Genomic DNA, 14,834 nt, shown 5'->3' with positions numbered 1-14,834 from the left:
CTCCAGAAGACCCAACAACAAATCGATAAGTGTGCTTTTACCTGCACCTGAAGATCCGACAAAACCTATGGTCGAGCGCGCAGGAAATCGCATATTCAGTCGAATCAAAGCGGGCTTTTCGGTGTCGGGATAATGGTAGGTAAGATCGCGAACCTCAATCGCGACACTAGACTCCAGGGGCTCTAAAACATCGGCGGAATTGAGCAGCGGACGAGATCCAGAACGATGCCCTAAATCCGCCAGCACATTGTCAACAGAGGGCATGTTGAACTTAATGTCCGCGAAAGCACTAAAAATCTTGTTCACCGCGGGAATCAACTGTTTGCCAGCCAGTCCATAAAGTCCGATCAAGGGCAGAGCACTCGCAATCCCGTCTTCATCTGCCATTAGAAACAAGGTAACGAGTAATACCCCACCAAACGCGATGGCCTCCATCGCATACTGCGGTAAACCCGATAGCAGCGCAGCGTTGGCCTGGTGTCTCGCCAGCCGCCGGGAGGGCTCCCGGTAGCGCTCAAGATACTCTGCCTCTCGTCCTAGAAGCCTAATCTCTTTCGCCCCTGCAAAGGCTTCGGCCGCTGCGGTAAATCTTTGTCTATTGGCAACGACTCGATCCTTGCCAATTCGCGTCAGCCAGGCCCTGGAGAAAAAGTATGCAGCCCCGTAACTAACGCCAATCGCAAGAGCCACGCCAACCGCCAATTGAGGATGAACAACTATCAATAGCACTACGATAGCCGTAGTTAGTAGAATAAATCCCATCAAGCGCATCGCTGGCAGGAGCGCGCCACTTACCGCATTGCCCGTCTCTTGAAGTACCGTCTTCGCCAAATCATTAGAATTGCGTTGCAGAAAGAACGTGTACGGGCGCCGAAGGTAATCAGCCATTAGTCGCCTAGACAATTGATACTGCTGCATCTGGGAAAAGCGCGTAACCACCCACTGAGACAGTGCGGAGAGCGAGGTTCCAAGTGAAAAAAGTACAAACGCTAACACTCCCAAAAAGTATACGAAGGAGCGCTTCGACTCAAAGCCGAGCCCTTGGTACGCAAAGTTCAATGCTGCCACCTCCTCCACCATTGACGGATCGGCGAGCACAGACAGGAATGGCATCACTGAGGCAACACCAACAGTTTGGAACAACGCCGTCACGATCATCAATAAGACGATCCACCCGAAGCGGCGACGATAATAACCATCCAACAGTGAATACAGCTTACTCAGCACATCTGGCATGAATTTTAGACCCGCTTCCGACGCTAGGTGAATATAAAAAGACTAAACATGAGGGCGAAGTGTACTCATTCGCGACACGCGGTGACACCGGAGTATTGTGAGCGAGTCGGCAGGACAAGCACGCCAATGCCGAACAATCCGTCGTCCGCGTTTAAAACTGTCCGTTGGCCACTCTTCAGACTTCGACGACCGGACTTTGGGGTTAGAATGAGGAATAGAAACTGTGACCGAGTGTTATGCGAATTGGACTTTACTACCCGCCGCAGCTCCCTGAGAGCTTCATGGTATGCGCCGACAGTATTGCCGCTGAACTGAGGGCAATGGGGGAAGTGGTAATCGAGTTTGAGGACAGCAACGCTGTCCCATCAGATGTAGACGTACTTTGGGACCCTAGAGCAGGCGGAGGAAACCCACCAATCTCGGGCCTTTGCAACACAGGAATCCCATTGGTAGTAACACTCCATGGAGTCGCGCCCATGGCAATCCCTCTTAGTGAGTACTACAAATCATGGAGACAACGCTACCGGGGATGGCTGGCAAATCGTCGAAAGGTGGTTTCGTGGCGATCGCTGGACGGACAATATTCCGCCGTTGTTACCGTCTCGTCGTCCAGCCGGACAAGTATCCTTGAAAATTTGCCGATAGATCCAAGTCTATTGTCTTGGTGTCATAATGCGGTCAATCATAGTAAATTCATTCCGAATGTTGCTGCAAAGCAGTCTGGCTACCTTCTACACATTTCGAATGATGAGCCACGTAAAAATGTCGACCGCATCTGTGACGCCTATCAGATGTTACCGAAGCTTGGGCGACCACGATTGCTACTCAAGCTCCCCTCAGACACTCATCGCCAAAGCGGCGACGGTATTGTGGTGATCCATGAGCGCTTATCAGAGGAAGCGCTTCTCGATCTTTATCAAAACGCACTGGCCTTCATATTTCCGTCGCTATTTGAAGGGTTTGGACTCCCGATAATTGAAGCAATGGCGAGTGGCTGTCCAGTCATCACATCCGACACGCATGCTTGCGCAGAGGTAGCCGGAAACGCTGCATTGCTTGTGAATCCGAACGCCACAGCTCCCTTGCTGGCAGCAATGGAATCCATCATCGAAAGTGAAGCGACACGCGACACACTTAGGTCATTGGGCTTGGAACGCGCACAGTATTTTCACTGGAGCAACGCAGCAAAACACTACCTCTCAGTTTTTCAATCGGTCTTGACGCAACCGAAGGCGTAGTACTGTTTTGAATTAGTGATTCAAGCAAGCAAACTACGAAAAAACAACATTGCAACAGTGCTCTTGAAGCGTCGGTGATTGACTAGGGGAACCCCCGGGTCGGCAAAACGTCGCTTATAGCTATCTCGATGCCCTCCCATCAGGTCATAAGCTTTGAGCCCTTCACGACCGCAATAATCCATCGCAACCAGGTGCGCTATGGCACCTACGGAGACTTGTGGGTAGGCGTCGAAATCAACGCCGCTTTGATAAAAGTAGCAACTCTCCTTGTCTAAAAAGCAATAATGGACCGCGACAGGCTTACCTCCAACCTCTAAAGAAAACAACAAAAGCTTGCCTTGTATCAGCAAATCCTGGCTCAAACCATTCTGGAAAAGGCTAAACGTCGATGAGCTAAAAACTCCAGATTTACCCTCCCTCTGCCATCGCTGCTCGTGCAATTTAGTCAGTGACTGATACAACCTTTGTCTCGTAGGCTCATCTTTCGCCCAGACTACCTGAGCGTCGGGGAGCTCATTAAAACGACGTCGCTTACGGCGAAGGCTACCGTATTCTTTGTTGGAGGAAGTCAACTCGGGAAATGTTGAAATCCGTTTGCAAAAACGCGCACCAACGTCAGAATCCGAGTGTTTCGTAAAGCTGGATTTTAATCGGCGTGTCATCTCGTCAACCCGTGGCTGAAAAACCCTCAAAAACTCGAGAACCTGAACACCCTCGGCCTGCAGCATCGCTTCTTGCAAACAGTCTGTGCATCTGTCCCGGTAGTCCTCGGCACAAATAACATCCATATACTCGGCGTAGGACTCACAGTGCTCAGGCTCACCCGTGCCAAGAAACGCAAGAGCACGCACAGAAAAGCCGAACCGACTCAACAAACGGGTATAAAGTGGCGCTATTCCTACAATAGTTGAGTGGTCATAACACAACAAAATCCACGGCGACTCGACGAATGCGTCATAGGCGTTTAACCAATGCATTACCCAAGTGTGGGATTGAAATACTGTAGCTGTATGATCACTCGAATGAACACGCGACCACTGCGTCTCTAACGCTGCGATGCAATCGATGGACGACTCTATGCGCCAATCTAGGCCGCCTGACACTACTGTTCTCGACTAGACTGCAGCAGAATCAAAAATTGTAACTGTACGTAACGCCAATACGTTGCTCGACGAAATTATTGCGATTGATGTCGGACGTTTGATCAGAATATCGGTACTGTAGGCCCACCGAAGACTTAGGTGTCAATTGGCGCGACAGGCCAGAAGTGAATTGCCAAACCTCTAAGTCCTGCGCAAGTTCTAACCCATCAACCGCTGATGTTGCTTCGTTATTCTGCCAGCGCAACCGGACATAGACTCTAGTAGCTCTACTGAGTCGCCGACTAATCGCTCCCGTAACCGTTCGAAAGTCACCTTTGCGACCATCCGATGTACGGGTTTGAAGCGACTCACGACCAGAGAGTGAAAAGTCAGTTCGCTGCGTAAAGAATGAATACCGGAGCGTAAACTGCTCGTTAAGTATGGGGGAGTTGCCCACAAACGTCGGCACACCAGCGCCGTTTACACTGTCGCCTGGCACGACCCCAACTCCTGTATCAAGTGGATCCTCCGGATTAAAGTTGTCATCTTCGGTGCGCAGATTCCTAGGAAACTGGACATCACGAACGTACGCCGCGGTCAATTGAGAGCGTTTATGTCGATAACTAATATCAAATCTCGGCGCATCGCCAAAAAAGCGCTCTCCGTATCCGGCACCCATGGAGACGCGCGCATTCGGTACCCACCTCACCCCCACATCCCAGAAGCTACCATCGATCTCCTCCGAGTCGCTTGTGAATATATTGTCTTCTTCACCGGCCGACGCAGTCAGGGAAAAACTATCAGTTAGTGCGAAAAACGAGCGCAGCTCTGCGCGCGACAATCGATTACTGAACTCGGGCTGCCCGCGCTGAGCATCAAATTGAATTTCTCGGTACTGCGCCGCAACACGCAATGCAAAACGACTCGCCTCGGGGGCCATCCCAGCATCAAGCGTGACTAGGTCCTCCTGATTGTCACCGATGCCAATATCTTGCGTGTTGTATTGTTCGCTATAGTTGTAGCGTAAAAGAAAATCCCATCCCTCACTAAAGCCGTGCTGGATTCGTGCTCCTGCACCCCACTGATACGTGATATTTGTGTTCGCAAGTCCGTTAATGTTCTCATCGCCGCCAGCAGCGAATGGATTAATCGGGTTTCTTGCGGCAAATGCATCGGCCTCCAAAAACAGCCAGTTGTCGATAAGATCAAGAGATGACACAAAGTCAAGACGCGGTATCCACGCCTCACGATTCGCCATGTTCCCCCCGGCCCCACCGTTGTCGCAACGCAGCGAACTATTACCCAAAGTGTTGTACTCCACGTTTGCACGCAGGGAAATTCGTGCACGCCCACCATCGCCTTGCAAAGCCAAGTTGGGCGTAACTGTCCCTACTGCTTTCCCCTGCTGATCGTCCGGAGCCAGACACACATTATCGGTAAAATACGACCCTAACTGTACACCAGCAGTTCGCGCCCATTCCGCAGCAACCGTTGACATTGAGTTACCCGCAAAAATCAGCAACAGTGCGTAGCGAACTATCAAAGCTAATGAACGCGACATCGCTTTACTCAGACTTCTCGACACCGGGATCGCCTTTTTCTGTTTTCTTAGATTTTACTAAATCATCACGGGCCGAAGACCGAGATTCACCGTACCCATACCCATATCCATACCCATAACCATAGCTACCGATACCTAGAAGCTTAGATCGCCGACGCGAAGCTCTATTGAGCACAACACCCACTGTCTTTTCTTCACCAAGGTGCTCCATGGCTTCATGAATTGCATTCTGAGGCGTGATGTCAGCTGCCGCTACAAACACAATCTGACCCATAAAAGAGGCCAAAACGCCCGCCTCGGTGGTTAGTAACAATGGGGGAGAATCAAAAACAATTACTCGATCCGGGTACCGGGCAGAGAGCTCCTTCATCAGCTCGTGCATGGATTCGCTGGCAAGCAACTCTGTAGCTCGCTCTGAGGCGTTCCCAGCTGGCAGGACTCTCAAATTCGGGACGTCAGTCCGCATTATGACGTCCGATAATTCAATAGAATCATCTTTAAGAAGATCAATTAAGCCTGGCTGTCCGTCGGGGACACCCAGAGTCTTGCATGCAATAGCACGAACCACATCCGCATCAATAAACAGCACGGTCGTATCTTCCTCCATGGCTATGCTCATTGCTAAGTTAATCGACGAGAATGTCTTACCATCACCCTGAAGAGCGCTCGTAACCATTATCAGATTGCTAAACGGAATGGCCGTGGGTCCTTGGTTTCGTACGTTCCGGAGTAGCGGGCGCTTTATGGTTCGAAACTCTTCCGCTATTCGGCTACGCGGCATGGCCGGCGTCAGGAATCCCTCTTCAGCTAATTTTGCAAACGGGATACTTAACAAATGCTTAGATTCACTAGCGGATCTTGACGAACCAGCATGCCTACCGGCATCGGTGCTTCGGCCAACAGAGCCAACATCGCTTTGAGCAACGTCCTCGTCAACCGCTATAGATGCGACGCCTCCCACCAAAACATCGGTAGCTGACTCCTGGGACTGCTTCGCAACATGCTTCCCGGATTTCAGGGCCTTCTCAATGATACTCATTAAGCCAAAGCTCCCGTTGCGAACAATACGCCGGTAAATGCTGCGATCAGTACTGCCCCACAGGACGCAAAGCCTATAAGTACCCAGCGGTCATGAAGGACAGCAAAGCTGTTTTTGTTCTCAGTCACGACACCCCACAAAGGCATACCCGTACTCTGCGCAAGCATGCGCGCATCAGCCACTATTGGATTAAGAAGCGCAAGAACTAATGCTACAAAAACACCGGCACCTAACGCCGTCACCAAAACGAGTGAATGGAACAACACTTTGTTAGGCTCACTGGGCATAAGCGGCACAAACGGAGGATCAATCACGCGAAACGTTACATCACTTGCATTGTCCTCCACGTCCTGCGAGATGCGTGCCGATTCGCGACGCTGCAACAGTCGTTCGTGCTGATCTTGCACCACGATGTAATCTCGATCGAGCTGTTTAAGCTGCGCCTCAATCTCTGGAATCTGATTCACTTTCCGCGCCAGCTCTGTACCGCGGCGCTCGTACTCCGAAACTCTCACCGTGAGCTCTGCCACGCCTGCTTCGGACTCCGCCAGTAAAGTTCTCATGTCCTGATAGAGAGGGTTAGTCGGATTTAATGCTCCCCCTCCCTCCTGTAAAAGATTCTCATACTCTTCTTCGCGTTGCGACTCGAGCTCCTGTATCAAACCCTGAAGCTGCCTCACTTCAGGGTGCTTTTCCGTATAACGTGAAAGCAGACTATCGAGCTTAATCCGCATCTGCTGGATGCGAGCATCGGTAGGGGTAGCAAGTCCCGAACCCAACAGCTCTTCCAAATCGATAGACCCCTCGCCGTTCAACTGCCTGCGAAGCTCATCTCGACGGTTTTGCATCTCGCTCAACTCCAAAGTGGCCTGCTGCAAATCGCTCCGAGTACGCTCTAGGCGCGAATAATAATCCCCTCCCGCTTTGCTCGGGAGCACATCTACGTTCTGCTGCTTAAATATGGCAAGCCTATTTTCCGCTTGAATCAATCGCTGCTCATAGTCAATAATCTGGTCGCTTAGAAAAACTTGCGCACCACTACTGTCATCACGCTTTCCGCTCAAAGAACTTTCAATAAATACAGATAAAAGCGCCTGAGCAATCCTTCTTGCAGTTTCGCGATCCGGGTGAGTTACCGTGATGTTGTACAGTGAAGCGTTCCTTCTCTCGCCGGACAGCTCCATAGATGATCGCAACCTATTGATCATCTGCTCTCGACCCTTTTGTGTCGTCGCCAACAGATCGAGATCCGTCATTCGAGCCAACTTTTCTAGATTCGGCCTACTAAATAGAGTGCCGCTCATCATGCGAACACGGCCACTGACATCAGGGGTGATCGCCAACCCTTTCAAGAGTGGCCTAAGCACGGAGTTAGTATCGACATAGACTCGTGCAGTTGCCTGATAAGCTTCAGGCATCTTCCAGACGTATGTCCAGCCGGCCAAAGCGACCATCCAAGCAACGCCCAACGCCAGCCATTTGTGGCGCCATATGCCCAGTGCATATGACATACCTTGCGCGATCGAATCCTGCACCAATATCTCCCGTGGTATTTTTGCTGTGCGAGGTAATTAAACCTTAAAACCAAGCCTCAGAAATAATCAAAATATCGCCAGGCATCAACGACATGTTCGCAGAAATATCTCCATCCTTTAGCAGATCATCCAAACGCAAAGAATACGATCGCTGCTCTCCGCCCTCAGAACGCACGAGAACTGACTTGTTACCAGCGGCGTACTCAGTCATTCCGCCCACTGCAATCATCAGATCAAGAAGCGTCATGTGCTGGGTATACGGGACGCTAGAGGGCTGTGCAGCCTCACCCACGACGCGGACTTGTTGCTCGGGGACTCCCACAAAACCGTTAACGATTACGCTAACAACTGGTTGCCGAACATACTGCGCGTATGCCTCCTCTATATCTCTTGCTAGTTGAGTCGAGGTTTTACCACTAGCGGGCAAATCTTCAACAAGACGAGTTGTGAACTTGCCGTCTGGCCGCACAATGCCCTCAGTCGTCAGCTCTTCGTTTCCCCACACGAAGATCTCCATTCGATCACCAGGCCCGATCACATAGTTATAATCTGGCGCCTCAAACCGCTGACCACCAGGCGCTGGCGGATTCCCACCGCAACCAACTATCAGCAAGGTCACTGCGACAGGACCAGCGAACCTTAATATCATTTGCAGCATTGCCATTTTCCATCCCCTAACTAAGAAATAATTTTTATCAGAATATTCTATTTTGACGTCGCATTCTCCGACGCCACGTGGTCGCTTGCTCGTTAGGCAAGGGGGTATCAGTTTCACCACTACTCGAGGTAACCGTCAAGCGTCCGTGATCGTCAAGAGTCTCGGGCACGGATTGCGGCCCTACCTCGAACTCATCCTCTACCTGAAAGTCCTCCTCCGTGAAGTGGGCAGCAACGGCCAAGCTTTCGGACTGCAGCTCTTCTACTACCGTCCTGACATCTGCCGCACCAATTCGATGTAAGTCTTCCACCGAACCGTGGAGCAACAAGCGGCTACAGATCAGATTTATTCTTCTTGGAACACCTTCACTGGACTTGAACACCAGTGGATATACCGCTTTGGAAATAGCGGGATCTCCGTTCCAGCCAACTGAGATCAATCTATGGCGTATATATGCTTCAGTCTCATCCGCCTCGAGGGGCTGCAGATGACTCGCCGCCACAATTCGCTGGTGAACCTGCTCAAGCGGCGGACTCAAGATCAATTCACGTAGCTCGGGCTGCCCTAAAAGAAAAATTTGCAACAGCGGTTTTCCATTGACCTGAATATTGGTTAGCAGCCTCAACTCCTCCATAGCGGAAACCGAGAGATCCTGAGCCTCATCTACAATCAGTAATGCGCGCCGCCCCTCTCGATGCCACTTTTGCAACTGTCGCGACAAATGCTGGAGCAATGAACCCTTGTCGCAAATCTTAATATCAACGCCAAATTCGTAGGCCACCATCTTAAGTAAATCGTCCGCCTGCAGCTGCGAGCAAACCAAGTTGGCCGTGTGCACACGCTCCCGCGCTAGGTCCTCTACCAATGCGCCGACCAATGTGGTCTTACCCGTTCCCGGTCGACCGGTAACCATTACGAACCCTTCAGCACGCATAAATGCATAAGCCATGTAGGCCCGAGCTTTCTTATAGCCCCTGTGCTGAAACGCGAAGGTGTGATCCGGACTTAGCCGAAAAGGCTCTTCTCGAAACCCATAGTACTGATCGTACATATTTAACCAAAGCCTATTGTGTGAGTTAGCGGCGCGAACATCCCGGCTAAATCAGCCGTGGTGATTGGTCAACATACCAATTTTGTTCAAACACCCACTCTTTGACCATATAGTGGCCCTCTTTGATGTCACTCTCAAGCGCACTGCGTCACATTTCCCATATGCGATGTGATTGTCAAAAAGTAGTCTAAAGACGCCATAAAGTTCGGCTATCGGCCTTAAAGGTACCCCGATCGAAAATACCCTTAACATCAACTACTACTCCGTCACCACGAACACAATCCATGAGCGCCAAACCACCCATAGTCAAATACTCCGCATGGGAAACAGCCAGGATCAACGCGTGAGCAGGCTCGCTTAGTAGGTCTTCAAGTTCTGAAAGTCTAACGCCATATTCGGCCAGGGCTTCCTCAGGCTTCGCAATAGGATCATGAACACAAACCTCGCAACCATAGGCCCTAAGCTCATCAATAATGTCGGGAACACGAGAATTTCGTAGATCCGGACAATTCTCCTTAAACGTCAGCCCAAATACAGACACCTTTGCACCCGTTATCGGAAGGCCTTTGGACGCGAGTTGCTTCACCGTTTGCTCGGCAATAAACTTGCCCATGGAGTCGTTTGTCTTTCGTCCACCGAGAACCACCTGCGGGTGAAAACCAGTACTCTCTGCCTTATAAGTGAGGTAGTAAGGATCTACGCCAATACAGTGCCCCCCGACGAGCCCTGGCCTAAACGGCAAAAAATTCCACTTAGTTCCAGCAGCTTCGAGCACATCTAAGGTATCAATATCAAGCCTATCAAAAATCATAGCCAACTCGTTCATGAGCGCGATGTTTAGGTCTCGTTGAGTGTTTTCAATCACCTTTGCTGCTTCTGCAACCTTTATGCTGGGTGCTCGATATACACCCGCAGTAATTATGCACTCGTAAAGGCTAGCCACCCGCTCAAGGGTCCTATCGCTATCTCCTGAGACAACTTTAACGATGGTTTCCAGGCGATGGCTCTTGTCGCCGGGGTTGATCCGTTCAGGCGAGTAGCCAATGCAAAAACCACTCTCCGGCTCGAAAGAGCTATCTCTTCCACACCAAGTAAGCCCAGAAAACTCCTCTAGTATCGGGACACACACCTCTTCCGTGCAACCAGGGTATACCGTTGACTCGAAAATCACCGTGGCCCCCGGAGTCAGATTTTCCGCAACGATCCGTGTAGCGCCTTGAAGCGGCTTTAGATCTGGACGGTTAGCAGAATCTATAGGTGTAGGGACCACAACAATCACAATTGAAGCGTTGCTGAGAAAACTTGGATCCGAGGTAAAACTCAATTGATCGGCCGCCTCAAGTTGAGCAGAACTCACCTCTCCGCTGGGATCATGTCCATCATTGTAGTTTTTCAATTTAGCTTCGTTTATATCGAAACCTACGGTTGGCATACGGGAACCAAATGCCACCGCTAAGGGCAAGCCTACGTACCCCAAACCAACTATTGCAACTGTCTCAGTCATCGTCACCGTGCCATCCGATATCAAAAAAAGTGTTTAGCCGTCGCATGTGTTCTGGATAGGCGACGACTGAGCGTGCATTATAGACTTTTAGCATCCATCACTCAGTGCGCAGGTCACAGTCTCTCCATGTTAAGCGTAAGTCTCGTAAGCCACGCCTTGGCCGCATTGAGCTTTGGTGTCCTCTCCGGCCTTCTTGCCACTCAATGGCAGGTGAAGCCGCATGGCCCAGCCTTAATAAGCGCTTGCCTTGCAACAACCGCTTGGAGCGTCACTATTGCGCTTGGCACACTGCTGGATTACCCGCCAGTCTTGGCAATAAACGCAACTGAGCTGATTCGAGACGCATGCTGGTTGTTTTTCCTGTTACAGCTAGTTAGCTTGCAAAGCAGCGGTGAAACCACGACATGGAGACGAAAACGGTGGCGCACAAGCTTTTTTGGCTTCGTCGCAATCGGTATGTTTGTGATCGCACTCCATCCAATCATGCAATTTCTGCCGAACGTTCTGACTGATTCAGTTATCGATGCCACTCTGTCGATGTGGCTCCTGATTAGTGTTTCAGGACTATTATTAGTTGAGCAAATCTATAGGAATGCAAAATCGACAGAGCGGTGGGGACTCAAGTTTCTATGTTTGAGTCTTGGTGTGGTGTTCGCTTACGACTTCTTCATGTACGCCGAAGCACTATTGTTCAGACAGCTGGAGGCAGAGCTCTGGCAGGCCAGAGGCGCTGTAAACGCAATTGTTGTTCCCTGGCTTGCTATCGCTATATCCCGGAACAGGGATTGGCGAATGGACGTCTACGTTTCGAGGCACGTTGTATTCCACTCAATAACTCTGATCGGCACGGGCATCTATCTCATCTGCATGGCTCTTGCCGGTTATTTCATAAAGTATTTGGGCGGTAGTTGGGGCGGGGTCCTACAAGTCAGTTTTCTCGCCGGAGCAGGCGTCCTTCTAGGGACACTCCTTTTTTCCGAAGCACTACGCGCACGACTTAGAGTGTACTTATCAAAAAACTTTTTCCGCAATCGGTATGACTACAGAGAAGAGTGGCTCAAATTCACGGCAGGACTAACCTCCATACAGGAAGGACCGGAAGATGCGATCATCCGCAATCTCGCACCGATTGTGCTGAGTGAGGGCGGCCTTCTTTTTCAAAAGGAAAACGACAACTTTAGATTGAAATCGAGCTGGCGAATGGAACTTGATACAAGTCACAACTTTAGCGCCGACTGGGGCTGTCTCCCCAGCTGGTTAACACAGTCTGGCTGGGTTATTGATATCGACGAATGGCGGAAAACGCCGGACATTTACGCCACCCTCACGCTACCCCAATGGCTTGCCGGCGCCAAAGCCGCTTGGTTAGTGGTGCCTCTGTTCTTTCAATCCGATCTCGAAGGCATACTTATTTTACGTAGAACCGCGCTTAAAACATCGGTGAATTGGGAAGATCGCGATCTTTTAAAAACAGCAGGCAGGCAGGCTGCGGCACTTCTCGCGCAACAGCGTACCAGCCAAGATCTTGTAGAAGCACGTCAATTCGACGCGTTCAATCGTTTATCTGCGTACGTCATACACGATCTCAAAAACATTCTCGCTCAACAGTCTTTAATGGTAGCTAATGCCAAGAAGCATAGAGACAACCCCGCATTTATCGACGACATGATCACCACCGTCGACAATTCCGTTAAGCGCATGCAGCGCCTCATGGACCAGATGCGTAGCGGTATGCGAAGTGCCTCGCCCGCCACGGTCGAACTGAGTACGCTACTTAAGCTGGTCATACAAACCCGACAAGAAAACTTACCCAAACCGCTGCTTAATGCTCACTCCTCCGCGATAGTTACCGCCGACCGCGAGCGCCTAACGACCGTTTTCGGGCATCTTTTGCAGAATGCACAAGAAGCCACCGAAGACGACGGAGAGGTGGTAGCCGAGCTTAGTACTTGTGACGGCATGGCCACAATATTTATTAGGGACACGGGCTGCGGCATGAGCAAAGATTTCATTCAACATAGGCTCTTCAAGCCTTTCGAGTCTACTAAGGGCTTGACGGGAATGGGCATTGGCGCCTTTGAATCACGGGAGTACGTCAGACAACTGGGAGGCGAAATCACAGTTAGCAGCGAAGTAGGGGTAGGCAGCCAGTTTAGCGTGTCGCTACCTCTTGCGCTCGACCAGACGAAAATCGAAAGCTGTGAACCAGACACGCCCGACACCCCATCGGGCGTGGCACACTAGGGGCATGAAATTTATAGGAAGTTGCATGTGAGCGAAGCTGCCGTCCCACTACTGGTAGTCGAAGACGATGAGGGTCTGCAAAGCCAACTGCGATGGGCCTTCGATGGCTATGAAGTCATCGTTGCAGGCGATCGCAAAGAGGCCATTGCCGCCTTGCGTCGCTATCAGCCCGGCGTGGTGCTATTAGATCTTGGACTCCCCCCAGATCCGGGCGGCGTCACAGAGGGACTCGCCACGCTCGGAGACATTCTCAGCCTGCAACCGGAAACGAAGGTCATAGTTGTCACCGGTGATAATGATCGAGGTAATGCCGTTAAGGCGATTGCCGGAGGTGCCTATGACTTCCACCAAAAGCCCGCGGACCCAGAACTGCTGACTCTACTCGTCGACCGGGCTCAACATGTTTATCAACTTGAGCTAGAAAACCAAATCCTACAACGCACCAGTGAAAATATGCCACTCGACAACATTATCGCTGTAAGCCCGCAGATGCTCAAAGTCTGCCGCACTGTAGAAAAAATAGCACCGACAGACATCACTACCCTGCTACTAGGCGCCTCTGGCACCGGCAAGGAGCGTTTTGCGCGAGCTATTCACGAACTCAGCCCACGGGCCGGGGAGCGAATGGTGGCAATCAATTGTGCCGCGATTCCACACACACTTCTTGAAAGCGAACTCTTCGGGTACGAAAAAGGCGCCTTTACGGGAGCCAGTCAGCAAACCATCGGGAAAATCGAATATGCCAGTGGCGGGACGCTATTTTTAGATGAAATTGGTGATCTGCCGCTGGAGCTCCAAGCTAAACTCTTACGTTTTCTGCAAGAGCGTGTGATTGAGCGTCTCGGCGGACGCAAGGAAATTCATGTCGATGTGCGCGTAATCTGCGCCACGCATCAAAAACTCGAGCAACATATCGCCGAAGGCAAGTTCCGCGAAGATCTGTACTACCGTGTAAGTGAAATGACCATCAATATCCCCTCACTGAAAGAACGCGACGGCGATGCCATTGTCTTAGCTAAGGCATTCTTATCCCGGTTTGCAGGGGATAAAGGTACTGGCGTTAAAAGTTTCGAAAGCAATGCTCTTCGCGCGATCAACAACTACCCCTGGCCGGGCAATGTGAGGGAATTGGAGTCGCGAATAAAGCGCGCTGTGATTATGGCAGAAGGCGCTCAAGTGAGCGCAGAGGACCTTGAGCTCGAAGAGTATCTAGAAGATACGCTCAAGGCCGCTTCGGCAATGCCACTCAACATCAAGCAGGTTCGTGAGGACGCCGAAAAGGGCGCCATTCTTCAGGCGTTATCGCACGCTAGCGACAATATCACCGAAGCAGCAGAACTACTGGGCGTAACACGCCCCACACTTTATTCGATGCTCGAAAAGTACAGTTTGCGCTAGGCTCAAGATCGTTTGCTGTGTTCAATCCGCCACTGCAACCTAGCCTCAAAACGGTCAGGTTGTCCAATATGGGTTAAAAGTGTGTCTTCGACTCACGAAGAGTTGTGCTCAGCTACACCTCAACAGTATGCTTCAAGCATGAGTACAGACCGCAGAAAAAACAATCGAGAATCTCCAGACCGCCGCAGGGACACACGCAGTAACGTTCCTGTTTGGGCTTACGTGTTTGCTATCGCGGGTGTCACCGTGGTGTTGACGGCGTTTTGGGCTCTGGTTTACAGCTAGCTT

Annotated in this window: 12 protein-coding genes; 4 read left to right on the top strand and 8 right to left on the bottom strand. The window is 50.9% G+C overall.

Going from position 1 to position 14,834, the window contains the following annotated elements:
* Positions 1-1,236: ABC transporter transmembrane domain-containing protein (locus tag ACI9KD_RS10175; protein ID WP_414981058.1), on the bottom strand; the 1,236-nt coding region annotated here is incomplete at its 3' end.
* Between the two features lie 476 nt (positions 1,237-1,712).
* Between ACI9KD_RS10175 and ACI9KD_RS10170 the strand changes: the two genes are divergently transcribed.
* Positions 1,713-2,474, top strand: coding sequence for a glycosyltransferase family 4 protein (locus ACI9KD_RS10170; protein WP_414981057.1), 762 nt, complete (start codon positions 1,713-1,715; stop codon positions 2,472-2,474).
* A 20-nt stretch (positions 2,475-2,494) separates the two neighbouring features.
* Here ACI9KD_RS10170 and ACI9KD_RS10165 read toward each other — a convergent pair whose 3' ends face one another.
* The 7 genes from ACI9KD_RS10165 to ACI9KD_RS10135 form a co-directional block, all read right to left on the bottom strand.
* Complete coding sequence (locus ACI9KD_RS10165) at positions 2,495-3,577, bottom strand: GNAT family N-acetyltransferase (RefSeq protein WP_414981056.1); 1,083 nt, start codon at positions 3,575-3,577, stop codon at positions 2,495-2,497.
* Positions 3,578-3,605: 28 nt separating this feature from the next.
* Complete coding sequence (locus tag ACI9KD_RS10160; RefSeq protein WP_414981055.1) at positions 3,606-5,117, bottom strand: TIGR03016 family PEP-CTERM system-associated outer membrane protein; 1,512 nt, start codon at positions 5,115-5,117, stop codon at positions 3,606-3,608.
* A 4-nt stretch (positions 5,118-5,121) separates the two neighbouring features.
* Positions 5,122-6,156, bottom strand: coding sequence for an XrtA-associated tyrosine autokinase (locus ACI9KD_RS10155; protein WP_414981054.1), 1,035 nt, complete (start codon positions 6,154-6,156; stop codon positions 5,122-5,124).
* Complete coding sequence (locus tag ACI9KD_RS10150) at positions 6,156-7,691, bottom strand: XrtA system polysaccharide chain length determinant (protein WP_414981053.1); 1,536 nt, start codon at positions 7,689-7,691, stop codon at positions 6,156-6,158. Before ACI9KD_RS10150 ends, ACI9KD_RS10155 begins: the two co-directional genes overlap by 1 nt.
* Before the next feature lie 43 nt (positions 7,692-7,734).
* Complete coding sequence (locus ACI9KD_RS10145) at positions 7,735-8,349, bottom strand: XrtA/PEP-CTERM system exopolysaccharide export protein (RefSeq protein WP_414981052.1); 615 nt, start codon at positions 8,347-8,349, stop codon at positions 7,735-7,737.
* Positions 8,350-8,386: 37 nt separating this feature from the next.
* The gene (locus tag ACI9KD_RS10140) at positions 8,387-9,400 is read right to left on the bottom strand and encodes an ExeA family protein (RefSeq protein WP_414981051.1); all 1,014 of its coding nucleotides are present in this window, start codon (positions 9,398-9,400) and stop codon (positions 8,387-8,389) included.
* Between the two features lie 187 nt (positions 9,401-9,587).
* Positions 9,588-10,904, bottom strand: a complete 1,317-nt coding sequence (locus tag ACI9KD_RS10135) for a nucleotide sugar dehydrogenase (RefSeq protein ID WP_414981050.1) — start codon at positions 10,902-10,904, stop codon at positions 9,588-9,590.
* Positions 10,905-11,030: 126 nt separating this feature from the next.
* On the opposite strand from ACI9KD_RS10135, the gene prsK reads away from it, so the two are divergent.
* The 3 genes from prsK (at position 11,031) to ACI9KD_RS10120 (ending at position 14,831) form a co-directional block, all read left to right on the top strand.
* On the top strand, positions 11,031-13,148 hold the full coding sequence (prsK, locus tag ACI9KD_RS10130; RefSeq protein WP_414981049.1) for an XrtA/PEP-CTERM system histidine kinase PrsK: 2,118 nt from the start codon (positions 11,031-11,033) through the stop codon (positions 13,146-13,148).
* A gap of 21 nt (positions 13,149-13,169) precedes the next feature.
* Positions 13,170-14,546, top strand: a complete 1,377-nt coding sequence (gene prsR / locus ACI9KD_RS10125) for a PEP-CTERM-box response regulator transcription factor (protein WP_414981048.1) — start codon at positions 13,170-13,172, stop codon at positions 14,544-14,546.
* Between the two features lie 138 nt (positions 14,547-14,684).
* A complete protein-coding gene (locus ACI9KD_RS10120; protein ID WP_414981047.1) occupies positions 14,685-14,831 on the top strand; it encodes a hypothetical protein in 147 nt (48 codons plus the stop codon).
* The last annotated feature ends 3 nt before the right edge of the window (positions 14,832-14,834 follow it).

This window comes from Congregibacter sp. (assembly GCF_047617445.1).
GTDB lineage: Bacteria > Pseudomonadota > Gammaproteobacteria > Pseudomonadales > Halieaceae > Congregibacter.
Note: the sequence above shows the minus strand (reverse complement) of the source record. Positions and strands in the feature narration are given on the sequence as shown.